This window comes from Brenneria tiliae, assembly GCF_023347575.1.
Lineage (GTDB): Bacteria > Pseudomonadota > Gammaproteobacteria > Enterobacterales > Enterobacteriaceae > Brenneria > Brenneria corticis.
In genome coordinates this window covers 1-26,276 of the sequence record NZ_JAKPCB010000098.1, presented here as the reverse complement: position 1 = coordinate 26,276, position 26,276 = coordinate 1, and the positions used below count along the sequence as shown (strand labels likewise).

24 protein-coding genes and 1 pseudogene are annotated in these 26,276 nt (G+C 45.2%); 11 read left to right on the top strand and 14 right to left on the bottom strand.

Annotated elements, in window-relative coordinates; genetic code table 11:
* The first annotated feature begins 5 nt into the window (after positions 1-5).
* The 3 genes from MFP24_RS12655 to MFP24_RS12645 all read left to right on the top strand — a co-directional run bounded on the left by MFP24_RS12655 (position 6) and on the right by MFP24_RS12645 (position 3,297).
* Positions 6-1,880, top strand: a complete 1,875-nt coding sequence (locus MFP24_RS12655; RefSeq protein WP_249230656.1) for a TRAP transporter large permease — start codon at positions 6-8, stop codon at positions 1,878-1,880.
* Positions 1,881-2,061: 181 nt separating this feature from the next.
* Positions 2,062-2,826 (top strand): SDR family NAD(P)-dependent oxidoreductase, encoded by a 765-nt coding sequence (locus MFP24_RS12650; RefSeq protein WP_249230655.1) that lies wholly within the window; start codon positions 2,062-2,064, stop codon positions 2,824-2,826.
* A gap of 51 nt (positions 2,827-2,877) precedes the next feature.
* Complete coding sequence (locus MFP24_RS12645) at positions 2,878-3,297, top strand: RbsD/FucU family protein (RefSeq protein ID WP_249230654.1); 420 nt, start codon at positions 2,878-2,880, stop codon at positions 3,295-3,297.
* A 96-nt stretch (positions 3,298-3,393) separates the two neighbouring features.
* Here MFP24_RS12645 and MFP24_RS12640 read toward each other — a convergent pair whose 3' ends face one another.
* Entirely contained in the window at positions 3,394-4,461 is a 1,068-nt protein-coding gene (locus MFP24_RS12640) for a LacI family DNA-binding transcriptional regulator (protein WP_249230653.1), read from the bottom strand.
* A gap of 71 nt (positions 4,462-4,532) precedes the next feature.
* Entirely contained in the window at positions 4,533-5,306 is a 774-nt protein-coding gene (locus tag MFP24_RS12635; RefSeq protein ID WP_249230652.1) for an SDR family NAD(P)-dependent oxidoreductase, read from the bottom strand.
* 267 nt (positions 5,307-5,573) lie between these two features.
* On the opposite strand from MFP24_RS12635, the gene MFP24_RS12630 reads away from it, so the two are divergent.
* The gene (locus tag MFP24_RS12630; protein WP_249230651.1) at positions 5,574-5,858 is read left to right on the top strand and encodes a type II toxin-antitoxin system Phd/YefM family antitoxin; all 285 of its coding nucleotides are present in this window, start codon (positions 5,574-5,576) and stop codon (positions 5,856-5,858) included.
* Positions 5,858-6,256 carry a type II toxin-antitoxin system VapC family toxin gene (locus MFP24_RS12625; protein ID WP_249230650.1) on the top strand — a complete coding sequence of 133 codons (399 nt, stop codon included), beginning with the start codon at positions 5,858-5,860 and terminating at the stop codon, positions 6,254-6,256. Before MFP24_RS12630 ends, MFP24_RS12625 begins: the two co-directional genes overlap by 1 nt.
* An 82-nt stretch (positions 6,257-6,338) precedes the next feature.
* On the opposite strand, the gene MFP24_RS12620 is transcribed toward MFP24_RS12625, so the two are convergent.
* A complete protein-coding gene (locus MFP24_RS12620) occupies positions 6,339-6,845 on the bottom strand; it encodes a GNAT family N-acetyltransferase (protein ID WP_249230649.1) in 507 nt (168 codons plus the stop codon).
* 1 nt (position 6,846) lies between these two features.
* On the bottom strand, positions 6,847-7,113 hold the full coding sequence (locus tag MFP24_RS12615) for a type II toxin-antitoxin system TacA family antitoxin (protein WP_249230648.1): 267 nt from the start codon (positions 7,111-7,113) through the stop codon (positions 6,847-6,849).
* 637 nt (positions 7,114-7,750) lie between these two features.
* Between MFP24_RS12615 and MFP24_RS12610 the strand changes: the two genes are divergently transcribed.
* Complete coding sequence (locus tag MFP24_RS12610) at positions 7,751-8,866, top strand: mandelate racemase/muconate lactonizing enzyme family protein (RefSeq protein ID WP_249230647.1); 1,116 nt, start codon at positions 7,751-7,753, stop codon at positions 8,864-8,866.
* A 192-nt stretch (positions 8,867-9,058) separates the two neighbouring features.
* Positions 9,059-10,312 carry a C4-dicarboxylate transporter DcuC gene (gene dcuC / locus MFP24_RS12605; RefSeq protein ID WP_249230646.1) on the top strand — a complete coding sequence of 418 codons (1,254 nt, stop codon included), beginning with the start codon at positions 9,059-9,061 and terminating at the stop codon, positions 10,310-10,312.
* Positions 10,313-10,464: 152 nt separating this feature from the next.
* Here dcuC and MFP24_RS12600 read toward each other — a convergent pair whose 3' ends face one another.
* The 3 genes from MFP24_RS12600 to MFP24_RS12590 all read right to left on the bottom strand — a co-directional run bounded on the left by MFP24_RS12600 (position 10,465) and on the right by MFP24_RS12590 (position 15,063).
* The gene (locus tag MFP24_RS12600; RefSeq protein WP_249230645.1) at positions 10,465-11,382 is read right to left on the bottom strand and encodes a LysR family transcriptional regulator; all 918 of its coding nucleotides are present in this window, start codon (positions 11,380-11,382) and stop codon (positions 10,465-10,467) included.
* A gap of 377 nt (positions 11,383-11,759) precedes the next feature.
* On the bottom strand, positions 11,760-13,118 hold the full coding sequence (locus MFP24_RS12595; protein ID WP_249230644.1) for a sigma-54-dependent transcriptional regulator: 1,359 nt from the start codon (positions 13,116-13,118) through the stop codon (positions 11,760-11,762).
* The gene (locus MFP24_RS12590) at positions 13,108-15,063 is read right to left on the bottom strand and encodes an ATP-binding protein (RefSeq protein ID WP_249230643.1); all 1,956 of its coding nucleotides are present in this window, start codon (positions 15,061-15,063) and stop codon (positions 13,108-13,110) included. Before MFP24_RS12590 ends, MFP24_RS12595 begins: the two co-directional genes overlap by 11 nt.
* A 411-nt stretch (positions 15,064-15,474) precedes the next feature.
* On the opposite strand from MFP24_RS12590, the gene MFP24_RS12585 reads away from it, so the two are divergent.
* Positions 15,475-16,740 carry an alpha-hydroxy-acid oxidizing protein gene (locus tag MFP24_RS12585; protein ID WP_249230642.1) on the top strand — a complete coding sequence of 422 codons (1,266 nt, stop codon included), beginning with the start codon at positions 15,475-15,477 and terminating at the stop codon, positions 16,738-16,740.
* 179 nt (positions 16,741-16,919) lie between these two features.
* On the opposite strand, the gene MFP24_RS12580 is transcribed toward MFP24_RS12585, so the two are convergent.
* The 6 genes from MFP24_RS12580 to MFP24_RS12555 form a co-directional block, all read right to left on the bottom strand.
* The gene (locus tag MFP24_RS12580) at positions 16,920-17,309 is read right to left on the bottom strand and encodes a DUF7079 family protein (protein WP_249230641.1); all 390 of its coding nucleotides are present in this window, start codon (positions 17,307-17,309) and stop codon (positions 16,920-16,922) included.
* A gap of 15 nt (positions 17,310-17,324) precedes the next feature.
* Positions 17,325-17,594: a hypothetical protein gene (locus MFP24_RS12575; protein ID WP_249230640.1), complete on the bottom strand. Its 270-nt coding sequence runs from the start codon at positions 17,592-17,594 to the stop codon at positions 17,325-17,327.
* 118 nt (positions 17,595-17,712) lie between these two features.
* A complete protein-coding gene (locus MFP24_RS12570) occupies positions 17,713-17,970 on the bottom strand; it encodes a BrnA antitoxin family protein (RefSeq protein WP_249230639.1) in 258 nt (85 codons plus the stop codon).
* Positions 17,957-18,268, bottom strand: a complete 312-nt coding sequence (locus MFP24_RS12565; RefSeq protein WP_249246718.1) for a BrnT family toxin — start codon at positions 18,266-18,268, stop codon at positions 17,957-17,959. The genes MFP24_RS12570 and MFP24_RS12565 overlap by 14 nt, the downstream gene beginning before the upstream one ends.
* 858 nt (positions 18,269-19,126) lie before the next feature.
* A complete protein-coding gene (locus MFP24_RS12560; protein WP_249230637.1) occupies positions 19,127-20,341 on the bottom strand; it encodes a hypothetical protein in 1,215 nt (404 codons plus the stop codon).
* A 581-nt stretch (positions 20,342-20,922) separates the two neighbouring features.
* Positions 20,923-22,010 (bottom strand): IS3 family transposase gene (locus MFP24_RS12555; protein WP_249230636.1). Its coding sequence is split into 2 segments (ribosomal slippage): positions 20,923-21,758 and positions 21,758-22,010, totalling 1,089 coding nucleotides; the frame shifts between segments, so codons are not numbered across the junction.
* 151 nt (positions 22,011-22,161) lie between these two features.
* Between MFP24_RS12555 and MFP24_RS12550 the strand changes: the two genes are divergently transcribed.
* The 3 genes from MFP24_RS12550 to MFP24_RS12540 are packed head-to-tail and all read left to right on the top strand — an operon-like array spanning position 22,162 to position 24,832.
* Positions 22,162-22,554: an AAA family ATPase gene (locus tag MFP24_RS12550; RefSeq protein ID WP_249230635.1), complete on the top strand. Its 393-nt coding sequence runs from the start codon at positions 22,162-22,164 to the stop codon at positions 22,552-22,554.
* Positions 22,509-23,717, top strand: a complete 1,209-nt coding sequence (locus MFP24_RS12545) for a DUF3696 domain-containing protein (RefSeq protein ID WP_318011343.1) — start codon at positions 22,509-22,511, stop codon at positions 23,715-23,717. The genes MFP24_RS12550 and MFP24_RS12545 overlap by 46 nt, the downstream gene beginning before the upstream one ends.
* A gap of 2 nt (positions 23,718-23,719) precedes the next feature.
* A complete protein-coding gene (locus tag MFP24_RS12540) occupies positions 23,720-24,832 on the top strand; it encodes a hypothetical protein (protein ID WP_249230634.1) in 1,113 nt (370 codons plus the stop codon).
* A gap of 590 nt (positions 24,833-25,422) precedes the next feature.
* Here MFP24_RS12540 and MFP24_RS12530 read toward each other — a convergent pair.
* Positions 25,423-26,163, bottom strand: a pseudogene (locus tag MFP24_RS12530) (integrase domain-containing protein); the annotation flags it as partial.
* Between the last annotated feature and the right edge of the window lie 113 nt (positions 26,164-26,276).

Below are 26,276 nucleotides of genomic sequence, written 5' to 3'. Positions count from 1 at the left end.
TCAACATGGCAGAACTATCCACGACGGCCAAAGATGAAACCAGGCCTGTTGTATTCCTGAGCCGGCTTAGCCGGTTTCTGACCACCATAACGTCCTATGCCGGCGCATTGGTGCTGCTCACTAATGTCTTGGTGGTGTTTGCGTCCGTTATCTGGCGCTATGCGCTACATTCTCCTATCCACTGGGCGGAAGAAGTGGCGCGGGCCATGATGATCGCTCTGGTATTTTTCGGCGTCGCGACTTCGACCGGCCGCGGCGGCCATATTGGCGTCGATCTATTCCTGCGCTTTTTGCCGGAGAAGGTTCGTCCCTATGTCGTTCACGCCAGCCGCTGGATTCTGTTCCTGGTTTCCGTCGGTCTGGTGGTTTCCAGCTATGACCTGGTGCAGGCTGCCCGGATGCAGACAACGGAGACCGGCTTACCGCAGATTATCTATGTCATCCCGGTGCTGATCGGCTCTGTCGTAATGATGATTGCCGCGCTGGAGCACGCCTTGCGCGAACGAACCCGGATTGTGCTGCTGAGCGGCGTGGGGATCCTGGCGCTGATGCTGCTCGGCTATATAAAGCTTTCGATGATGGCCGATCCCGCCACCGCCGCGGCCGGGTTGATGCTGATCTGCTTTGTCCTGGGGATTCTTGCCGGCGTTCCGATCGCCTTTACCCTGGGGATGTCGGCGATGGTCTTTTTTATCTGCGACCCCTCGCTGCCGTTCGTCTTTTTTTCACAGCAGGTGGCGGCGGGCGTTGACCACTTTGTGCTGCTTGCCATTCCATTCTTCCTGCTGGCCGGCGCCGCCATGGAAATCAACGGTATGTCGACGCGTCTGGTGGAGCTGATTGTTCGCGGCATGGGGCGCTTTCGCGGCGGCCTGAATATGACCACCGTACTGTCGATGGCTTTCTTCTCCGGTATCTCCGGCTCCAAACTTGCCGACGTGGCCGCGGTCGGCGGGGTTTTGATGCCTGCGGTGCGTCGCTCTAAACAGGATAGTGAGGAAGCCGCCGGCGTTTTTGCCGCGTCCGCCGTGATGGCGGAAACCATTCCTCCCTGCGTCAACCTGATCGTGATGGGCTTTGTCGCCAATATTTCCATTGGCGCGCTATTTATCGCGGGACTGGTGCCCGCCGCCTGTCTGCTGGTACTGCTGCTCATCGCCGCCAACCGCTTTGGCTCTAAAATCAACGTTAGCGCAGCTTATCCGGTATTACGCCCACGAGCTCAACTCTATCTGGGGGCGGCCGTCGGTCTGGTGATGATTTTCATGATTGGCCGCGGCGTGATGATGGGGATCGCCACCTCGACGGAAATTTCCGCCTTTGCCGTCATTTACGCCATCGTTGTGGGGCGGCTGGCCTTCCGCGAGCTAACGCTGAAAGCCACGGTGAAAATGTTCGTTGATATCGCGGCGATGTCCGGGGTGCTGCTGTTTATCGTCGCCTGCGCCACCAGCCTTTCTTATGCGCTGACCATTCAGATGATCCCACAGCAGATTGCGGCGCTTCTGGTAGGGATCGGCATGGAGCAGGGGGCCTGGCTATTCCTGCTGCTGACCATCGTCATTCTGATTGTGTTCGGTGCGGTATTGGAAGGGGCGCCCGCGCTGATTATCTTTGCTCCGATTCTGGTGCCCATCGCCATTCAACTGGGTTTCAACCCGCTGCACTTCGGCATCGTCATGATTCTCTCCATGGGCTTTGGGCTGTTCGCTCCCCCCATCGGGTTGGGATTGTATACCACCTGCGCCATTTGCGGCGTGGAGATGAAAAATGTGATTCGGCCAATGGCGAAATATCTGGCGGTGGTGTTTATCGGAATAATTATTGTGGCGCTGGCGCCCTCGTTGACGACCTGGCTACCGGGGCTGGCCGGTTACTAATGAAGCACCTGGGTAAAAAGGAATATCGGATAGGGTTTGCCAAACGAATAGTTGAGTATTTAAAAGGAAGCCCATTCGCGTTTTTGCGTAAATAACGGCGTCGCCGCATATAAATCAGTCCACAAATCTAAAGCCGACTTTCCGGTTGATATAAGCGATGTGCAATAAACAGGAGTCCATAATGGGAACATTATCAGGTAAAAAAGTGCTGATTACCGGCGCGGAGCAGGGTATTGGTAAAGCAACGGCGCAAGCCTTGCTTGAATCAGGATGCGATATTTATATCCATTATTTTAGCGGTGAGGAAGGACCAAAAGAATTAGTCAAAATAGCGAAGGAGCTGGGGAGGAGAGCAGACTATGGCTATGCCGATTTAACCGATGAAACTGATGCCGCTAAATGCGTATCACAGGCCGCCGATTTTTTAGGCGGTATTGATATATTGATCAATAATGTTGGCGGTATTATTGCCAGAAAGTGGCTGGGCGAAATTGATAATAAATTTTGGCGGACGGTTATTGATGTCAATATGACGACGATGCTTAATGTGACGCAAAGCGCCTTACCACACTTAAAGAGTGCCAGCGGCGGAGCAAGTATTGTCAATCTGGCCTCTCTGGCCGGGCGATCCGGCGGTCATTCCGGATCTCTGGCATATTCAACGACCAAGGGCGCGGTATTAACCTGGACGCGTTCACTGGCGGCGGAGCTGGGTGAGCATGGGATCCGGGTCAATGCCGTTGCGCCGGGGCTGATTTTAGGAACGAGATTCCATAATCAACATACCAGCAGGGAGTCGGCCGACCAGACTATTGAGGCAATTCCGCTGGGAAGGGCGGGAACGCCGGAAGATGTCGCCAAAGCTATTCAGTTTCTTGCCTCTGAATATGATGGCTTTATTTCCGGTGCGACCATTGATATAAACGGCGGCATTTACAGAATGTAAAAATTCATGCGATGGGATTTATTTCTCATCGCATTTTTTGAGATGTTTTTTATGATTAAATCAGAAATTATTCATCCTGAATTGCTGAAAATATTGGCGCAGTGCGGTCATAAAACCAATATTTTAATTGCAGACGCCAACTACTCTTTCGTGACTAATTCATCGCGCAATGCACAAGTGGTTTATCTCAACTTTGCACCGGGTATGATTGGTAGTACGGCCATTCTGGATAAGATTCTTGGCTATATTAATGTTGAAAAAGCGACGTTGATGGCTTATCCAGATGATTTTGATAATACCATTGAGAAAGAATATAAGAAGTTACTCGCGGATACGCTGGACATCGCCTACGTTGACAGAAATAGTTTCTACTCGTTGGTGAAAAGCGATGATACTTTACTGGTGATAGCTTCTGGTGAAACCCGGCGTTTTGCCAATATATTGCTTACCGTTGGCCCCATCCTATTCTGAGAGAAATACGGCTCCAGGCCGATAAAGCACGCCCCCTGCGGCCTGATTATATGCTGTGCCGGCGCCCGCTGCCGGCGCCATCAGGACAGATATTTATCACCGGGCATGGCCGGAATGCTGCTCTTCGCCGTCTCTGACCGATTTGCGGACGACCAGCGCGGGTTTGAAGAGATATTCTTTGGGAGGGAGCGCCGGGTTATCTATTCGGCTAAGCAGACGCTCCACCATGGTGGCGGCCATATCCGCCAGTGGCGGCATCACGGAGGTCAGTCCAGGGTAAATCAGGCCGGAAAGTGAAATATTATCGATCCCCACAATGGAGATCTCCTGGGGCACGTTAATTCCCGCTTCGTGCAGACCCGCCATCAGTCCGATACCAAGCGCGTCGTTGATGGTGACGACGCCATCCGGCCTGCCTGGCTGCTGGCAGACTTTTTTAGCCAACAGACGCCCCAACTCGGTCATTTCCGTGTCCCCGTAGGCGGAAAGGGCTTTCCCTTCGACGATCATCTCATCTCTTAGCAACCCATGTTCCCGGGCAGCGCTGAGGAACCCCTCAATCTTGTGAGAGCGGCTGGCGGTAAGGCTGGCCTCGGTAACAAAGGAGATATGACGGCATCCCCTGGCGATCAGGTGTTCGGCGGCGAGTCGGCCGGCTTCGACGTTATCCATTGAAACGCTATCGTAAGGCGTCGTGCCGGGTTGAATCCCGCTGGAGAGGCGGCTGTCGTAGGCGATCATAATCATGCCTTGGGCCGCGGCCCTTGAAAAATGGGGCTTTTCCATATCACTGGCCGCAACGATGATGCCGCGAACGCCATGCGCGAACATATCTTCAAGGAAAGCTTGCTCTTCATCTACCTGACGATAGGTATTTCCCAACAATACGCGGTACTGGTGCGTTTTCGCCGCCAGATCCACTTCCCGAGCCAGAGCGGCAAAGCTCGGGTTAATGATCGAAGGGACCAGCAGGCCGAACATTTTCGCCTGGCCCGTTTTCAGTTGCTGAGCGATCCTGTTTGGATGGTAGTGCAGATCGCGCATGGCCTGCTCAATACGTTCCAGGGTTTCCTGACGCATTTGATCGGTACGCCCGTTCAGCACATTTGATACGGTGCTAAGGGAGACGCCGGCGTGTTTCGCAACATCACGAATGTTTGCCATACTTTCCTTACATCTGTTTTTATTGCCTGATTATAAGTTTTTTATCCGGAAACACGTTTTTTGCATAGAGACTAAGGCGCCATCTGACCGCCGTTAACGTCAATGATTTGCCCGGAAATGTATCCACTTAACGCGTGAGTCGCCAGAAAAAGATAAATTGGCGCTACCTCCTCGCTACGGCCGAAGCGCCCCATTGGGATGGCGTCGCGCATCTTTTGCACTATTTCATCACTTTTGCCGTGATGAAACGCGGTATCGATGCTTCCCGGCGAGACCACATTAAAGCGTATATTATCCTGGGTGAACTCTTTTACCCAGTTGCGGTGCATATTATGTATCCAGGCCTTGGCGCTACCGTAAACGCCGGCGCCAATTCCACCGCCGTCGCGACCTGCAATTGATCCCGTACTAATCACCGCGCTGCTCAGGCCGCTCTCTTTGGCCGATTGACGCAGATGGGGAATGGCGTATTTGGTCATCATCAATACCGAGCGTACGTTGAGATCCATGACACGATCGAAGAACGCATCATCCATATTTTCCAGGATACTCCTGCCGCCCAGTCCGCCCGCATTGTTGATCAGCACGTCGATTCCTGCGAAGCGAGCGACAAAATCATCCACCAACCGCTGACAATTAACCGAATGGCTTAGATCCGCCGCAAACTGAGAGTACTGACCAGGTAGCGCATTCAGTGAATCCAGAATATGAGGATCGGTAATAGTGCTGCGACCATTAATACCGACGCTGGCGCCATAGGTTAGAAACAGTCTGGCTGCCGCCAGCCCAATACCCGTAGTCGAACCGGTAATTAAAACACGTCTGCCTTTTAATTCATGAAACATGCTAATCCTCTCTAAACAGTGAGATAGATGTGGATTACCGCAGAGTATTGATGCATGAACGGAAGGAATATCTCTGATGCATATTCTCTGCAACGTTTTAGTGTAACGTTACAGAAAAATATAACGAAAAAAGCGGCAACGCAATGTTTATTCTGTTTTTGAACTGAGCGGGGAAGGGGCGGCGGCACCACTGCGCCATACCGCATCTGATGATTAATTTATATTAGTCTGGTTAGATTGACTTGACCAAGTACAGCAGGCGGAACTATGATTAATTTATCTACGGTTAACGGTCTGGAGGATGTTATGGAAAAGGTAAACATCTACGAGGCAAAAACGAACCTTTCCAAGCTACTTAATGACGTAGTGAAAACAGGGGAGCCATTTCTGATCGCGCGTAATGGCAAGACGTTGGTAAAGGTCGTGGCTTACACGGAAGAAAAGTCTAAACGTAAACTGGATTTTCTGAAGGGCAAAGGAACGGTTCCAGATAACTTTGATGAGCTCAACGGCGCAGAAATACAGGATATGTTTGAAGGGAAATATGAATAATGTATTTGCTTGATACCAATATTTTGCTCTTTCTTGCTTATAGCTCAGAGCACCTCACGGAAGAGGTAAAAAACATTATTCAGGATACCGATAATGAACTCTATTTCAGTGCCGCCAGTATTTGGGAAATCGCTATCAAATTTTCTTTGAATAAGCCCGATTTCAATATCAATCCGGACGAGTTGAGAAAAGGACTTTTTGATAATGGATTCAAGGAACTTGCGGTTAAAGGAGAACATTCGCTTAATGTGTTGAATTTACCGGAATCGATACACAAAGATCCTTTTGATAGGATGCTTATTTCTCAAGCTAATTATGAAAACCTTATCTTTATTACGTCGGATAATAAAATAATCGATTTATCCGCCAAGTTTATAAAAATTATACCTAATCGATAAAACGGCCGGAACCGGTTTTTTCGCTGTTGGTGGAGTATCAGGTCATCATAACCTTGCATTAACGGTTTGTTTTTTTGCTATTTTACACTGACGACAATTCTTTCAACAGGGCGTTAGTGATTGGAAGATAGAGCGAATCAGGCTTACGTTGAAAGCTAATAAACCCATATTTAAGGTAAAAATTCTTCGCCGCCTGATCTTTCGCATCGACACGCAAAGCCCATATTCCCGTCGTCGAGCGCGATACATTGAGAATCGCGTCAACCAGTAATGAACCGCCAATGCCTTTTCCCGCAAATTGAGAATCGACGGCAAGGCGACCAAGTAACGCAGCGGGTACGGAAGGGTAACGCGGAAGTTTTCTGGTAATCGTATCGGGAAGGCCGCTGATGTCGATCGCACTGGAAGACAGCGTATAAAAGCCTGCGACGTTATTGTTTTCATCAACGGCGACATAACATTTTGTAAAGCGTTCCCGGCTATCCTGCCCGGCATACTTTTGCAGGTAGGTATTTAACTCAGGAACGCCGCAATCAAAGTCTTTCTTGTTATGGCTTTTGGTAAGTAGCGTGTAGGTCAATAAGCTCATTTTATCTTCCCAACGCCTTACGTCTTTTCATTGCGCCTAATAACGCTGGGGAAACCGGCGATTCAGACAGCAATGAGTCAGCGAATTGCCTTTGATCTTCAATTGCCAGTTTCAGGATCGCGGTTTCCTCTACTGCTCGTTTAGCGGCTTCCTGTGTCGCTGTGATAATAAAATCCGTCATCGTGCGCCCCTGTAACTCGGCGGCATGCTTGATCAATGCGTGGAGTTCAGAGGGAATGCGCGCTTCCAGTCTTGCGGTTGTAGACATAGCCACCTCACGTAAGTAATTCCGGCAAATTGCCGTACAAGAAGTATATAAAATACGCACCTTAAAAGATAGGTTGAATACCCGTTAGCAGGAAAAGTGCCTGTGAGGCCAAAATAAAAAGATTTTATAAAAAACGGTTCACCTTCTCCACTAGACGGTTTTATTTTTAATAATCAATAGATTAATGGGTGATGAGTGGGGGGCAGGTGACGAGTGACTCATTACCTTTCTGCTTTTTCCATTTCCCGGCGCAGAATATTATTCAACCGGGTCTGATAGCCCGGTCCTTCGCTTTCAAGCCAGTTCAGCACGGAAATTGCTTTACTTATATCATTCAATAAAAAATTGTTTATTACACAACCCTTCCTACTTGTGACGGTAACCAGTAAAAGCTATTTAAAATGAAGTATAATCAAAACCTATAATATTATATGTAATTTCCAATTTGAATTATTGTTTATAGAGTGCAATAGTCAAAATAAATATCCGGTGAGGAAGGGTTTGTGGGGATTTACGGCAGAGTTATTGTCTTTTGTCTCACTATTTATCATTAGCAACCAATTCTGAGTTACGCTCGAACATCTCGAATATGTGAAGTGTTATATATTTCGATAATATTCTCACAAAGGAAAAATGAATGAAGATCACAAAAGTCGAATCTATTTTAACAGGCTCTCGCCGCTTATTCGTAAAAGTGTACACTGACGAAGGTATTATCGGTACAGGCGAAGGCGGAAACTGGGGGTTTAGGGAAGCGGTGGCTGGCGCAGTTGCCCGCATGGAAAAACCGTTGATTGGTCAGGATCCGATGCGGATAGAGTATATCGGAAGCGAGTTATATAACCGGTTTAAATTCGGCGGCACGGTTGTCGGCAGCGCGATTTCCGCCATTGATATTGCTTTGTGGGATATCAAGGGTAAGCATTACAATGCCCCTATTTATGAGTTGTTAGGCGGAGCCGTCCGCAAGAAAATTCGTTTATGGGGCGTTGTGAATGGCAAAACCATTGAGGAGAGCGTTGAGTCAGCGATAAAACTGCAGGCGCAAGGGTATACCTGTATTCGATTAAATCCAACTAACATCAGGGAGGCCACCGGTACTTACGCCCGGCAGATGAAAGCAATGAGCGATATGATTCATGCAGTGCGTGAAGCTGTTGGTCTGGATATGGATCTTGGTTGCGAAATCCATCGTGCGTTACAGCCGCATGAAAGCATTACTCTGCTGAGGATGGTGGAAGACTGCAATCTTCTCTTCTTCGAGGATCCTATTAATTATGAAAATTATTTATCTCTGAAAGAAATAACGCGTAAAACTAAAACACCGATCAGTGCCGGAGAACGCAGTTTCTGCATTCAGGATGTTGATATGCTGCTTCGGGAGGAAAGCGTTAGCTTTATACGGCCGGACATTTGCGTTATGGCGGGTATTACCGGTTGTAAAAAAGCTGCAGCAATTGCGGAAAGTCATTATGTAAATGTCATTCCGCATATTGCCACAGGCAGCATTAATCTTGCCGGTAGCCTGCATCTGGCAGCCGCAATACCTAATTTTGAAGTAATGGAAATGTGTCCTATCACAAGTGAATGGGAGAGGATTCAAAAAGAGATAACCACGCCGTTTAAAATTGAAAATGGGTATTTAATGGTGCCGGAAGGTCCGGGACTTGGCGTTGAGTTGCGAGATGACGTTAGAGAAACGGCTCCTTATTGTGACTGGGAATGGGATTTTGATAAATGCGATATAAAATAAGGTTATCTAAAAATAAAGTAATCTGACGGATGCCCATACTGTTTTACTCCAGTGTAATAGTAATAAAAATGATCGAATATAAACGGCTATGAGTTGCCGGGGTTGCATGGCGCCAAAATAACCCGACGCTTTGAAAAACCAGATAAAACCAACAATAAAAGCCAATGTAATTCTATTTAGGAGAATAAAATCATGGTATGGGTTGGTATTCTTATCATTATTGCAACATTTTATTTTATCATAAAAAATTATGAAACCAGATTAGTGCTGATTATTTCCGGAGCGGTTATGGCATTACTCGGTGGAAATGTTGTAAGTGCGGTCAATGCCTTTGTCAAAGAGTTAACCAATCCCGGTCTGGTGCCAACAATCTGCACGGTCATGGGCTTCAGCTACGTAATGGACTATACGGGTTGCAGCAAACATCTGGTTACTTTCATGACGAATTTGTTAAAGAAAGTTCCGTTAGTTATTATTCCAGGAGCTGTTTTGGCCACATTTTTTCTGAATATTGCTATACCAAGCGCGGCTGGCGTAGCAGCAGCCGTAGGAGCACTTTTAATTCCTACTTTGCTGGCTGTGGGAGTTCGCCCGGCAATGGCCGGCAGCGCTGTGTTTTTAGGAACATGGGGTAGCGTCATGAGTCCCGGCCTGATGTTTAACCCTCAGGTGGCTGAAATGGCCGGAGTGGATGTAATGACCGTTATCTCGACCTTTTCCAGGCAGGTATTAATTGCTGCCGTTGCCGCCGCATTGATTTTAATGGTTATTGCTTTTATAAAAAAAGAGGGCGTGGGAAGCAGCCCTTCTGTCAGTAAGGATGCGGAGATTGAAAAAAACAAGGTCAATTATTTATTTGCCTTTATACCTGTTGTTCCTATTGTTATTTTAGTTTTAGGCAGTAAACAGGTACAGTTGATACCTGAATTTACAGTGCCTCAGTCAATGATCCTGGGAACAGCTTTAGGGTTTATTATTACCCGGCAGCATTTAAAAGAGATGACAAAGCAGTTCTTCCGCGGAATGGGTGATGGTTTCTGCGATGTCGTCGGCATTATCGCTTCCGCCGCCATGTTTATTCAGGGGATGCAGGCCATTGGTCTGGTTGACGAGTTGCTGGATATAATGAAGAGCTCGCAGCAACTGGCAAAATACTCGGCGGCGTTTGGTCCTTTTATTATCGCGGCAATATCAGGTACGGGAAATGCGGCAGCACTCGCTTTCAATGGAGCCGTAACACCGCACGCGCCGACCTTCGGCTATGGTATTATTGAAATGGGATCTATGGTTCAAATCGGAGCAGGTTTAGGGCGTACGATGTCACCGGTATGCCCGGCGGCAATTATTCTGGCAAAAATTGCGGGGGTTAATCCTATAGAAATTAGCAAACGTAATATGATTCCAACTGTTATAGCGGCATTTATCGTTTTGTTTACATTAATGTAATAATGGTGAGACGGCCAACACCAGGGGCTATTACCAGATACATAATTATAATACAAAAAGGAAAGTTATTGCTATAGTCATGAATAGCTCCAGGGCGGACAGATAGTAGAGAGTGAAAATCAGGATTAATTCCGTCGGAAGATAAAGCAGCATTACCTGTAAATACTTTTTACCGTTGAAAAAAAAGAAAATACATCTTTAGACAGATAAGCATTTTTTCTATAAACGAATCCTACTTGCAATTGATCAGGCTCACAGCCGTTTAATATATAATACTTTCCGCGAAATTCAGGATTGCAGTAAGGAATGATCACTTCTGATACGAACGCAACGCCTATGCCGGCGACCGCTAACGCATGGGCTGTTTCCATACTTCTGACTTCAATGATTGCTTTTGGTGTAAATTTTTGTTTTTTAAAGAAATTTGTGAGCTGGATTCTGGATTGAGAATCTGGAAGAAGATAAATAAAGGACTCATTTTGTAAATCAACCAGATTGATGGAGGGATATGAACCAACAGAACTGTTAACGCTATACTTATTGTTAACAGGATGATCGCGGGGCAATACGATTAAATGCCTTTCCTTATTGATAAGAGAATAGGTCAGATCGTTGTTTTTAACCGGTAAAATTTCCACGCAAAAATCTATATCACCAGTAAGTACAGCACTTTCAAGTTTTGATGCATTATTTTCATAAATAGAAACTGTAATGCCGGGATATTTATCATAAAAAACCGGAAGTACTTTGGGAAAAAAGTACTTTCCCCGGAATTGAGAAACGCCAACGGTGATATTTCCACTCTTTAAATCGGCTATGTCTTTCATCTTCTTGTGAAGTTGTTTTTCATAGTTTAAAACCTGATAGGCCATTTCAAGAAATTTCTTCCCGGCGAAAGTCAGCATTAACGGTTTTCTGCTGCGATCAAATAATCTTACCCCCAGGGATTCTTCAATGCGGGCGATGGATTGGCTTAACGATGGCTGAGTAATAAAGAGTCTTTGCGCTGCGTTAGAGAAACTTTTTTCTTCAGCGACCATTAACACATATTTAATATCACGAAATTCCATAGCAAGATCTTCTGTTAACTAGCTGTTTCAGATAGTAGATTGCCCACAGGGACCTCAGAGATTGTGCAATCTGGTCAATTACCAAATATCATAAACCGACAACCGGACGGCCATTGCATCAATTCCTCGAATCGAATAACGCCCGTTGCAGAAAAACTGTATGGTTACGAAGTCCTGCAAAGTTTACCAGCGGGTTGCGTTAAATAAAGCCGATAGAGACCAATACTCCGGTATTAGCCGGCTGATACAATGCCCGTCATCACATTTTGGTTAGTTGGTGTTCACGCCGGCGTACGAAATTATTGTCTGTTGAAGAAATAAATAAAGTACCGTGCGAAAGTGATTCATCCGGCAATGCGTTCTTGCTACTACCCAACTTATTTAGCAACCCGCTGGATGGTAGTCTTGCATAAACGACGACTCAGGGCGCTTTGGGTGATCCCGAGCAGTTTGGCGGCGGCGCTCTGGTTGTTATTGGTGCGAATGAGCGCCTCATGGATCAACTGCTGCGTGATTTCTCTAATGGTGGGCAAGTTCGCCGGAAAGGCAAGCCGTTCACTTTGGGGCATCTGTTGGGTCTGTTCCAGCACCTTGAAAAAAGGCGCGAGGGCCAGTTCCTGGCCGTTACTGATCCCAACTGCGGTAAAGGTTAACGACTTTAATTCGGCAATATTCCCGGGGAAGGCATACCCCTCTAATCGGCTCGCCAGAGCGTGGGGCAGGGCGAGGTAATCTCGGCCCAACTCTTGGCAGGCCATCTCATTAAAATGTTGTAATAACAGGCCAATATCGGCGGCTCGTTCCCTAAGCGGCGGCAGTTTGATCCGTTGTGGTTGCAAGCAGTAGAGCAATCCGTGGGAAAAAGCCCTTTGTTCGAGTTGTTCCAGCGGCACCGTCGTGCTAAACAGTAATCGGCACTTAAGGGCGGTTTCCCGCAATGAGCCCTGTGGAAAATAGCGTTTGCGCTGGCACAGTTGAGTGAGCGTTCTTTGGGTTTCCGCGCCCGCCAGCGCTAAATTACCGAGCAGCAAAAAGCCTGAGCCCGCCATATCGAGTAAGCCCGCCTGATTGGCAATCCCAAACAGTTTTTGCTCCAATATCTGCGGGGATACATCGGCCAGTGACAGCTCTACCAATGGCAATTCCGGGCAAACCAGTTGTTGCAGCGCCTCAGCAAACAGGTGCTTACCCGTGCCGATTTCCCCTTCGATTAAAATGGGCTCGCGGCTATCGTGCAGGGTGGCGGCGAAGTTGAAGCAGTCGCGCATTTTGATGTCGGTGGTAAGGATTTGATCGAATGCTTCCAGGTTCATGCGGTTAAAGAAACCATCTTTAACTTGATGGTAACGCCGTTCCAGCCCGATCATCTCCATGGCGCGGCGGACACATAGCAGCAAGTGGTCGGTCGAACTGGTTTTGGTAATAAAATCGTAGGCGCCTTGCTTCATGCACTCTACCGCGATTGCGGTTTCATTGAGTCCCGTCAATACGATCACTCGGACATAGGGGGCGTGCTCGCGAATATCCCCAAGCAATTGCCGACCGTCAAGGGCTGGCATGTTGAGATCGAGTAACACCAGCGCGATATCCAAGTCGTTGATCAGTTGCAGGGCCTGACGGCTGTTTTCGCAGGTGTAGGTCTTGGCCTCTGGAATATGCCGATTGAGCAACATATCGATGGTGCGTAACCAGCGGGTTTCATCATCGACGACGAGAATATTGCGGCTAAGTTTCATTGCACATTCCTAACAGGATTTTCATTTCGGTGCCGATATTGGGCTGCGAATGGATAAGCCATTGGGCTCCGTGTTCGACAAGAATTTTATTGGCGGTCGAAAGCCCAAGTCCGGTGCCGCCTTGCTCGCGGCGGGTGGTAAAGAAGGGTTCGCGAATACGTGCCTGTATGTGAGGCTGCATACCGCAACCATTATCTATCACCTTAAGGTATACCTGACCCTCTTCGACCCCGGTTTCAATCGTCAGCAGCGGATTGGTTTTGTCCATCGCCAGACAGGCATTTTGGATCAGATTGATAAGCACCAGCTGGAGTTGCAGTTCGTCCCCCTTAATAGCGGGAAGTTTAGGATGGAGTGAGAGCTGCAACTGCAAGCGTTTGACATTGTTATGGGTTAATCGCAGCGCGGTTTCAACAACGTGGTTTAGCGCGACAGGCTTAATATTGTTGAGGCCATAGCGGGAGAAGTGCTTGAGATCGTGAATAATACAGCCAATGCGCTCGGCCGATTCCTGCACCGATTGGCTGGTATAATTAAGCTCCTCAAACCCCTGTTGCAGCGCCTGCGGTTGCGTGACCGCCAACGGCAGCGCACGTCGCAGATCGTCGATAATATCCTGCATCAGACTCATGGATTGATTGATAAGTCCTACGGGATTATTAATTTCATGGGCTATGCCCGTGGTCAACTCCCCAAGGGAAGCGAGACGGCCGGACAGCTCGCTCGCCTGTTTTAACTCAAATGGTTCGGTGTAGTCTTCGATAAAAAAGGCGAGCATATTGCTTGAGATCAGGTACAAGTTAAGTTTCCAGCGTTTATTGTCGAGGGAAAACTCGATTAATTGCGATTCTTCACCGTTAAATCCCGACTGGATAAGCTGCGTTAGCGCCACCTTTGGATACGCCTGTTTGAGCCCCTCTGGCGCTAACATCCATTGATACTTACCGTTTTGCCAAATTATCTGCAGGTGTTGATCCAGGAGGATAACGCCGCAGGGCAAGCCGTCTAATACCGAGTGGAATTGAGCCGATACTCGGCTAATTTCCGCCTCGGCTTTTTGCCGTTGGCTGAGTTCCCGTTTAAGGGATTTGGTTTTTTGCCTGAGCACCAGGCTGATATAGAGGGTGATCAACAGGCCAATGCTGGAGACGATGGCGGCTAATAACGCGCCTTGAAACAAATCGTTACGCACTTGTCCCAGCTCGATTTTTTCCTTGCCGAATCCGGCCCATTTATCAATCAGGTCATCGAAATAACCGCCGTGGTAATTCTGCTCCAGAACGTCGCTTACGGCCTTGGAAAACAAAGGGTCCTTATCGGACATAACTAAATAAAACTGACTGAAAAATAATGGATTACTCGCCGTTTTGGTCATCGGGAACAGTTGCAACAGGCGGCGGGCACAGTAGAATTCGGCCAGCACAAAGTCCACTTTACCGGCCGATAATAGCTCAAATCCCTGCTCATTGGTGACTACGGGCACGAGGATAAAATCCTGCGGATTGGCCTTAAGATACATATCCACCGAGGAGGCTTGTTTGATGGCCACGCGCTTTTTACGCAGCGCCGCCCAGGAGTTCGCATGGCCTTCGGTGCGGCGATTATAGGCGCTGATATAGGTGGGCAGCAGCGGCAGCGCGGTATTGAGAGCGAACGTCTCTCCCGCGGGCAAGTCAATCACGGCTAATTGGCGTGTCTTATGGGTCACGGAATACAGGGTTTGCTCTAGGGTTTGGCGGTTGATGACTAAATCGTATTGCAATTTTTGGGCAATTTGACGGGCTAATTCAATGTTAAAGCCTGTTTCTTCACCGGCCTCATTTTGCCACTCAAAGGGCGGGGTATTGCTATGGACATTGAACATCAGATCCTGCTGCGCCCATCCTTGAGTCGAGATCAGACTCAGCGCCAATATCATTCCCCGTAAATACTGCCAATAGTTCACTGAATACACACCTTCTTGATATCTTCCCAAAATCGGTGCCAGGCTAAATCAGAGATCCGGGCCTTTTGGGATTGGGCTTAACCATAAGCGCAGTCAGTCCACAATGGCAGCCCGTTGCCTCTTTTCTGCTAGTGATTTCACATTTAATTTGCGTGGCCAATTCTACGGTCAGGTTATATTTGATTGAAAATAAAGATAATTAATTGATTTTGAACGGCTGAGTTTTCGCTGTTATGCAAAAATGCATAATTGGGTATGCAAGGGTCAAAGTTTTTTGAGTTAAGCGATCTATCGCCAAATTTTATCTTCGAGTGTTACCCCCTAAGAAGTCGCGCGACGTAAATTGCGATCGTGAGAAAAATGCGTCAATAACTCCTGAAAAAAAAATTGAATAACATAGGGGACACTAATATGGATAATAGATTAGACCAAAATCGCCGTGAATTTTTAACCAAGGGAGCCGTGCTCGCCGCTGCGGCAGGAACGCTTGCCATGTCGGCCTCATCTGCGGTCAATGCCGCAGGCGCATCGGCTGTCGCAGCAGCGGCAACCACTGAAGCTGCGGAGGCGCCGCAAGCCATCAAGGGTTACATTAAAGAGTCTAAAAACTTAAAAGATGTACTCAGCAATTCCCGTAAAATTATGAGTACTTGCGCTGCTTGTGATGTAGCCGGCGCAGGCCGTTGTAACGGTAAAGGCCCCTGTGGAGAGGGGGTTCCTGGTATGGGCGGTATGCGTCAAAGCTTTGTGCGCAACATTGAAGCCTTTGAAGGCATGAGCCTCAATATGCGCAGCCTGCACAATGTGACCAAGCCGAAAATGGAAACTGAGTTACTCGGCGTTAAATTAGCTATGCCCATCCTAACCGGTGTCACCGGCGGTCTAACCTACAACATGGGCGCGGCTAACAAATTAGCGTTCGATGGCGAAGTGATGACCGAAGATAAATACGCCCGCGGCATTATCGAAGGGGCGGCAAACGTAGGCTGTTTAGGTTGGGCGGCGGATGGTATTGGCGATCCACTCGATACCTACAAACGTCGTTTAGACGTCGTCAAAGAATTTAAAGGCCGCGCGATTGCGCAAATCAAGCCTCGTACTCAACAGGAAATCTTTGAACGTATCGATCTCGTACAGAATGCCGGCGCGCCTTTCTTTGCGATTGACATCGATTCGGCTGGTCGCGCCGCCCGTGCGCTACCCGGCAACACGGTTGAGCCTAAGGATCTGAAAAAGCTTAAAGAAATCGTTAAATACGCCAAGATCCCCTTTATGGCGAAGGGGGTGATGACGGTTGAAGAAGCCTTGATGTGCGCCGAAGCCGGTTGCGGTGCGATTGTGGTGTCTAACCATGGTGGCCGCGTACTGAGCTCGACCCCAGCCTCTATGCATGTGTTACCCGCGATTGTAAAAGCCGTACGTGATCGCGGTTACAAGATGCCAATTCTGGTGGACGGTGGTGTGCGCGATGGTGGCGATGTGCTCAAGGCACTGGCTAGTGGTGCTCAAGCCGTATTAGTCGGCCGTCCGATGCTACGTGCCAGCCTCGGCGGTGGTGTTAAAGGGGTTGAGATGCTGTTCAAACGCTTCCAGGGTGAGCTTGAGTCAAGCATGGTGCTGACCGGCACCGCCGATGTGAATAAGGTCGACCCATCGATTCTTATCCAGGAGGTTTAATTAATATCACCACAGCATACCGATTCGGTTTAGCCGCTGTGATTGCCTCAATGTGGGTGTTGCCAAACGTGAATGCAACACCCTCTTCACCAGACGGTTTTATCATTGTTGGTGTCTATCAGGCATATCGTATTCTGGCAGCCAGTAGGCATTGAGTTGATAGCGTTAATGATGATGTGTCAGGTTAGTTTTTTATCCAGCTCGATCGATAGTCGGGATAATTCGTTTTGAATGGTTTTACGCCTTTTTTTAATTAGGGACTTCCGCGGGAGTATTTTCTCTATAACTGTTGATTTTTTATGCAAATAGCGGAGCACCAATTCTTTTATTTCTTCGGGTTCCCAGCCATCCATAACCGGAGTAGGGTTGAATAGCAGATTTCCCAGTAAGGCGGGCGCCACTTCGTCATCAATTATCTGAAAAATGGTTTCCTTGGATAAGCCAGATTCTTTCAGCACCTTGACCATCCATTGATAGTCGTAGTCCTGTAACTCACGCGCTGTAAAAAGATCGGACAAGGCATGCCATACTAGAACTCGTTTTGACAGTTCGTGATCGCTTAGTTTCATGCACAGATTTTCCCTTTAAGGCACCGTATAAATTGTTCCATATAACATTTCTGTGCCTGCTGTAGCCCGTTCTCCACCTATCAACGCTGCGACGCCGACGCATACCGGAGCGGTGGCGGCGCAAACGCCAACAGCCACAACACCGGCTCCTGCAGCCCATCCCCCAGCAATCCCTGCCGTGGCAACGACTCCCTGATGAAGTGTTTCCGTTGCTTTATCCTCAGCCTGGAAAATTTCATAAGCGGCGACAGCAAATGAAACAAAAGGAATACGTTTTCCAGCCACACCCAAACCTTTAGCGAGGCTTGTGGCCGCGCCTCTGTCCCTGCCGGCAGACTGGACAATCTCTTTATATACGGCTGCCACCGTTTTTTAAGATTATGCAAAAAGGGAGGGTGCGTACTCAGGAACGCAATGCTTTTTCCATTTCCCGGCGCAGAATATTATTCAACCGTGTCTGATAGCCCGGTCCTTCACTTTCAAGCCAGTTCAACACATCGGCATCAATACGTACCGTTTTCTGCACTTTTACCGGTTTATAGAATTTACCACGCACCGCATTGTTCCACACCGCATCAGGCAGTTCCGGCGCATCGCTGTAATCGATATCTTTATCCGCCATGTTGTTAAGGCGATCGATTTGTTGTTTACGATTTATCATCCTCATACCTCGCTCTCTCTTTGGCGTTTGCTTTACGGGCAGAAATAAGCCTTATTGAACCGAATCTGTCCGTATGTACCACCAGAAGTAATATTTGATCGCCTGCTTTGCCTATTGTCTGGTATCGTTTTTCTTCGTAGTCAAATCTGTTATCAAGCACGCTCAGCGCGTTAGGATCAAAAAAGATTTCACAAGCGAATTCAAAAGCGACGTTGTGCTTATGCAAATTTGTGTGAGCTTTACCTTCATCCCACTCAAACCCTATTCCATTAAGGATGTGGTGAATGTCCAAAATCACCCCGTGTAGTTGCTTTTTGTAGTTACATTATGGGCTATTTATTAGCCATGTCAAACAGACTAAGTGGCCTGATAGGGCATAGTAATCAAGGCATATCACACTTGGGAAGCCAGGCGGCGTTCAGCGCTGGGGGGAGTTGAATAGGTTGCCTATTATTTTGATTAGATGGCTTATTCCTGATTCAATTTTTTTTCTATGGGCCCAACTGTGGGCCTAAAATTTTTGTTTGCTTGGTTAAAATGGAGGCTGTGGGACTTATTTGTGACATGAGTAGCAAAAATATTTTTAGCCGAGGAATCGAATTGTATGTTTTATAGTCATATAATTCATGTTCGATACAGCTCCGACTGTGAATAGTCAGAAAAATATATACCTGCGTAGAACCCAATTTATGCATGTCGCAGAACTGTGCGTAACGATGTTTATAAAGAAAATTAGCTAAGCATAGATCAATTATAATATTGGTCTTAGTGGAAATTCTGAGCTATAAATAATAAATATTTAAGATAAAAGGGGTGTGAGTATGGGGTTATATTTATCAGAGGAATGAGAGGGGGCTAAATGGAAAATATTATCACTAAGTATTTATGGAATATATATGCTTAACTTTTAATCAATGGCTTGATATTAATGTAAATACCATCTATTTTAATTGGAAATGAATTGTTATAAAGAAAGTCCTCTGGTTAATGTTTTTTGATAAAGGCTTTTGGGCGATGTAATGAACAGGATTAGCCACCACTTAACCTGACAGCATTTTAAAAGCAGAACACAGCAAATCTGACAGGCAGCAATGAGCGGATGTTAAACACTTAGGGTTTTTGAGTCTCTGAATGCGCTTTTTTGAAGTAAACTAAGTTAATCATCAATAAAATTAAGGTATCTTTTAATAATCGAAGGCAATAACGTTTCTATTAAATCATTATGAAATGCATGCATTGAGTGGGGGCGAGGAATTATAACTTTGGAAAGTTCTTCAAGTGTGATAACCGAACTAGGAAACTCGATCCCTTTTGATATAAAGTGTGAGACCTCGCGCCCTAAATTTATCGCTGAATCAACACAATCCATGCACATTGCAATTTCATGATGTTTGGTCTTAGATTTACTCTCATCAAACAATGGGGCTTTTTTTATTTCAAGAACCCATTGATTCTTTTTAGATGGTCTAACGCAACTATATTTCTTTCGCTGACAACATGGACATACCCATTCTTCATTATATCTGTTCCAATATTTACCTCTAACAGCAGCTAAATGTGCTATATCGTTAGCTAAAGGGATTTTTTTTGCTGTGGGATTATTTTTTATCCTCCAAGAATTTTTCGAACCTTTAAATGGTTCAGTGTTATATAGTAGCCTTTCAGGCTCTATTTCATCAAAATCATGTAATCCATTCAACTTAAATAATCGTTTTGCAATTCGCTCAGTCTGTTTTGCCGTTCTCTCAGATGGTTGATACCAGTCTTGCTTCTCTGCAGCTATTTCAGCGAATTGCCTGGCGAGATTTAAACGCATTTTAAATATGGGTTCTATTCGTGCCCAAACTTCATTCGCAGCTTTTACATCAATCTGGTGCTCATGATTGGGAATTACACAAATAAACTCTGAGATTTCCCTCGGAGAGAATGAAAAGAATTTATGGCACTTAACTAAACGTTTTGCGTCTGCATCTGCTTTATTACAATCAAAACATATAACTGTATTGTCATAAGCTGATAATGAAAAGGCCGCCTTAATGGAAAATTTTTCAGATAGTTCATCTGCAACAATACGCTTCTTTCTCTTTGAAAACTCTTCGAAAAGGGATTTTACGACTTCCTTCATATGATCATGATGTTCGTGTAGTTGGCAGGTTAGAAAATTATTTTTGTTTAGCCTAACAATTTCTGATTTTTTTCTTTTGCAGCACGGGCACACCCAGTCAACCGATGTCATAACCCACCATTTATTAAGATGGGCTCCATCTGCTTTAAAAAAAGAAATTAAACGCCTTGTTGAAGCGGTGAATTCAGAATCTATACCAATTAAATCTTTTTTCGATAAAGAAAGTTTAAATTCTTTCCATTTCATAATTTAATCCTACAAGTCTTGTTATTTTTTCTCATAAACTTATGAAGTAAAAATATTATTCAACAGAGAAAACACATATGGAAATAAAGTATAATAAAATGCTCTTTATTTCAATGGATTATTTAACAACTTCCGATGAAATAACAGTACATTTGTAAAGTGTCCGTTTCTTGCGCGAAACGGACAGATTGAATAATCGTTAGGTTAGCTGAGATTGAGAGGCGGAAGTTTTTTTCGGAAGGGAATCCACTAACCAATCTTCAATAAAATGGAAAGGAACTGGATATCGGTAACAACGACAAGCTGTCAGTATCAATGGAGCCTTCCCTTCAGTAACAGCTGACATTTTCTTAAACGAATCAGCGCCTTCACACTCTTGTGCTACGAGCTCCAGGGCCAAGCTTCCATTTATCGGAAAGTTAGTTGTCGCAGAGCCATGCATATCTGAGTTCGAGTACATACTCTGTTCACTGTGTTGGTTTGGGTACCAATACTGTAACGTGCTATGAGCTAGTTTATCTTTGGCAAATTTTTCCAAGTCTTGGTAATCCCCCCATTTTTAACGGAGGTCATAAGTAGAGTTATGCAGCACGTAACACATGCTGCTTTGGTGTATATCCACCCAGTGCCATATTGGGCCTTTCGTGATTATAAAACCACTGCCATTCCGTTGCATACTGCTGTAATTCATCCAGTGATGAAAATAGATATTGTCCCAGCCAGTCATAGCGTACTGTCCGGTTATAACGCTCAATATAGGCATTCTGCTGCGGTTTCCCCGGCTGAATAAAATTCAGTTCAATGTCATTATTTTTAGCCCATTTAACCAACTCGCCACTCGTATATTCCGGACCGTTGTCACAGCGGAGCGAAGCCGGCTTTCCACGCCATTCAATCAGGCGCTCCAGTGTTTGCTTTACCCGGGCCGCCGGTAACGAGAAGTCCACTTCTATTGCCAGCGCCTCCCGGTTAAAATCGTCAATGATGTTCAATAATCGGATTGAGCGGCCATCTGATAACTGATCATGCATAAAATCCATCGACCAGCTTTCATTATTTTGCTCCGGTACCCTTAACGGTTCAGGCTCTTCCCGTTTCAGCCTTTTCTTCGGCTTAATGCGCATGTTCAGCGAAAGCTCACAGTAAATCCGGTAAACTCTTTTGTGGTTCCAGCCGAAACCCTTCACATTGCGAAGGTACAGATAGCACAGACCAAAACCCCAGTTTCTCTGGCTGTCGGTAATACGCAACAACCACTCTGCAATCTGCTGATTTTCCTCATCAAGTTTCGGTGTATAGCGGTAACAACTTTCACTGACTGAAAATATCTGACAGGCAAAACGAATACTGATATACCTGTTTTCCACGGCTGCTTTTGCCATCTGCCGACGCTGAGATGGCTTTACCACTTTTTTTGCATCGCTTCCTGAATGACTTCAGCCTTAAGGCGTTCTTCCGCATACATCTTTTTGAGGCGACGGTTTTCGTCTTCCAGCTCTTTCAGCCGGGTCATGAGGGACGCATCCATCCCGCCGAATTTAGTCCGCCACTTGTAAAAACTGGCGCTGCTGATGCCATGCTCCCGGCACAGTTCAGGCACCGGTGTTCCTGCTTCGGCCTGCTTGAGGATGGCGATGATCTGGCTGTCGGTAAAACGTGATTTTTTCATAAGAATCTCCTGCGTTTAGATTACGAGAAAATTCTACTTATGAACACTCTGCTTTTTCGGGGGGATTACCGGGATAGCATTGCGCGCGAATGGCAAAGGTAATAATATTTACTTCCTATTGGTGTTATAGTTTAGCTTAGGTGAATTGAGAATGATTAGAGGTATCGGTCTTGAGAATTTCAGAAGTTTTGTCAGTAAGACTTTTATTGATTTAAAACCAATAACAGTTTTTGTTGGTAAAAATAGTAGTGGGAAGAGCTCATTACTTCGTACATTTCCATTGTTTCGTCAATCCGTGGAAGAAAATACTACTGGCCCTATATTATGGTATGGTCGATATGTAGATTATGGGGACTTTACTGATGTTCTTTCTAAAAACTCAGAAAGTAAAGAGATCACTTTTAGTTTTTCACTTTCAGTACCACCCGAAGTAACTCAAAAGCATTCTTACTATCGATTTAATGTTTTGGCCAAGCAAAATACCAATGTTGACACCGAATTAACTGTTTATTCCAAAGACAAAAAGACAAAAACAAAAAAATAAGAGTCATTCTTAATGATGCAACGATCACACTTTCTCTTGATGAGAATAATAACGTTAAGCTACAGATAGAATCTGAGGATAGAGTATTAGAGAGAGAGGGAATAATTGCTAAAAACCTTGGTCAATTTATACCAAATATTTATTTAAAAGGAAAAGAAGAAACACCTACTACATCCAATCCTTTTTATTTACGAAACTCTAGAAATGATCGGGCTTTAGAAATATCCTTCATTGATTCAGCATCTAAGTTTATTAAACCATACTTTCATGTAAAATCGGATATAAATCAAGTTATCGATGCCTTTAAAAAAATAAGTTTTTTCCCTGAAAAATATGCAAGAAAATTAGTTGTTTTTCTCTTTAAAGAACAAAAAACATTCAGTAAAAATTTCGAACATCATCAAAATGATATCATGAAAGAATTATATCCATTTATAATTGGATGGAACATTAATAATCTCATAGATATAATAAATACTTCTTTATCTGACTCGTTTGGAAATGTAAAATATATAGCACCACTTCGGGCTACATCAGAGCGATTCTACCGATTTCAAGATTTACAAGTAAATGAAATAGACCATACTGGCTCTAATTTGGCAATGCTGTTAAATTCATTAAGGCCAAATGAAAAAACAAGATTTGAAGAGTGGACTAAATCTAATTTTGATTTTATTATAAAAGTTGAGCAAACTGGATCTCACTTCGCGATTTTGATAAATACGGGCGAAAATAACGAAAACTATAATATAAGTGACATGGGGTTCGGTTACTCACAGGTATTACCTATAGTTACAGCTATTTGGCTCGAAACGGAACGCAGAGCAACTACTTCTAGGAAACCGATTACATTTATCATTGAACAACCTGAATTACATCTTCACTCATCGTATCAACACAATTTAGCAAGGATTTTTGCAAAGGTAGTAACTAAAGCAAAAAATAATAAAATAGACTTGAAAATTATTTTTGAAACACATAGTCAAACAATGATAGAAGCTCTTGGTGAATGTATTGAAGATAATGAAGGGCTTTTAGAAAATGATGTTTCAATATTAGTTTTTGAAAAGAATGAAAAACAGCAAACGGTAGTTACAAAATCGTACTTTAATGAAGAAGGTTTTCTCCAAAACTGGCCTGTCGGTTTTTTTTCAGGTAGATGAGCATGATTATAAATATTGAAAATGTCACACAAAAAGATGTGTTAAATAGTAAGTTCTCAATGGCTATCGAGAATATTCTTCGTTCATTTGCAGAAAAAAAACACTTGGTAATTGCATCTAAGGTTTTTTTTAACACTATAATCGGAGAGCATAACGGTGTTTACAGTATATCGTCAAAAAATTTTGCATCTGAAGCATTATCAGGTCTAAGAGAATATCATGCAATACTAAACCAAGTTTCATTTTATATTTCCATCGATTTTGAAATCACTGATACATCTTTTAAATGGGTCAATCATGGCGAAAAATATAAATTTTTATGTGGCCCTTTATACTTCAATGATTCGTCACAATTACAAAAAACAAAAATAGTTTGTGAAAATCCATTAGACTCTGATTTTTTCAAAATTATCGCTGAGTTTTATGCCCGTAATGAAAAATTATCACGTTGCTCAATTGGTTTTAATGCCATTAACGGTGGTGGAGGTAGCACTAAATATATTTTCGAACGCACCATTAAAAATAATGAAATTGCTTTTTGCATTGTAGATAATGATAAAAAACATCCTAGAGCTCCTTATGGTGGAACAAGCACACACTTCCTTGGTCCAAAAACTAATCGATCAGGGTTTGTAGAGATTTTAGATGTTCATGAAATTGAATCATTATTACCATTAGAGACGATTGAAGCGGTACTTAAAAGCTTAAATCTAATGGTAAGAAAGGAAATATCCCTCTCCTTTTTAAAAGAAATTTGTTCTATAGATGAATCGGTTAAGTTTTACTTTGATCATAAAAAAGGATTCGATCTTAAAACGGCATTGAAACTTGATAATACTCATGGAGATTTTTGGTGCTCAATTTTAAAAAAAATTAACAATAAATATAATTGCAAATGCATTGAATTGAAAAAGTGCGAATGTGAACCATCTTGCCTGACTTATGATGGATTTGGTGATAACTTACTAAATAATACTCTAGAATACATCAATAAAGGTAACTTGAGACAGTATAACCCTAGCTTACCGCCCGAACTTCATGAAAAATGGTATAAATTAGGGCGGGATTTCTTCAGTTGGAGTTGTGGTCCCTATAAAAAATCAAGAGTCAGTTAGATGTAGTAAAGGGGGAATCCTCCCCCCTTTTTCAACATCGTTAATCACCAATAATATACTACTCGTCTACGGCCAGATATATAATAATATGTGAAATTAGTCTCCGTTCTTAGCAACCGAATAAGATTTAACATATCGCTCTCGGCTCACATCAAGATTGTTCACCCACCATAACACTATAAAACTACACCTTTAAATATATTCAGTGGTGTGAGTGTAAGTGGTACTCCCGTGATTTCTTGCAGAGCAATTTAGCGATCGTTCAGCCGGAATGCTTCACATTTTTTTCTCAATATCGATCTCTGCCCATGCCGTGGCGGAGGCTTTCGCCGGGCGAATCTGTTTTAGTAGCTGCAATTCCAATAGGCAGCTAGTCGCAACGGACAGGTTAGACATTACCAGCTATCGCATTTGCTTTGGTAATTCTTTTAGTCGCAGCGTCGGCTAGGGCTTTTCAAAAGTCATACCGATTCTAGATGCTAGGTTTGAATCAATTAAACAGTGCTAATGTCCGCATCCCAACAAACAGGCCATTCACTTTTAGATATTTTTCCTACCGAGACATCAGTACCAATCCTGAGCTAGTCCAATCATCCATAAACCCGCTCCACATACCGCCCACGCCCATCGCCATGCCCTAAATCCATCGACACCAGCGCACTTGCTTCCCGGTTACTGAAACCCTGCTGCCGGTAATAACGCATCGCATCCTGCGCCCATGCGTAACGCAGGCTGTGCGGGGAGTATTGCCCCTTTAGTCCTGCCAGAGCAGTTTGTGAACGCCAGCGGTTAATGGCGCTTTTCAGATCCGGTTTATCAATCAGCCGACCGTTGCGAGCAGCGGTAATCGCAATCGCCTGATGCACTGCCTGCGTTAATGCTTCCCGATCCAGAATCCGCGTTTGTCGGGGCCGTCCGCCTTTGGTGCCGAATACCACCGTCAGTTGTTCGTCGCCTCGCTCGAGCGCGGTGGCCCATGTCTTGAGCGACTGCGAACACTGTACCGCTTCCTGCGATCGCAGACCTATCATTCGTGCCAGTTGCAGCGTCAACGCGAGTCCGGCGTCTTTCTGTTGCAGGATTGCCAGCCCAGTCTGATAGCGTTCCGGCGTAATCGCTTTCCGTGTACCGTCCCGGCTGGCCCCACTCAGGCCTAACGCCCTGTTGCTCAATCGGTCCGCATCCGCCAGCTTGTCCCGCCCGGCGGTGCGCAGCATCACCCGCACCGCCGCCATTTCGTTATGCAGCGTGCGCAGAGTAATTCCCTGCTCTAACCGCCCGGCGATATAGCATTCGATATGTTTTGCTTTCAGATGCCGGTAGCTGTCAACGAAGTTGACACCCTTATTCGTTTTTATGCTGCCGTTTTCAGCCCAGTTTCTGGCTTATCTGGATTCAACATCACCACCTCGACCCGCTGCCATTGACGGCATGAGGTTGACCA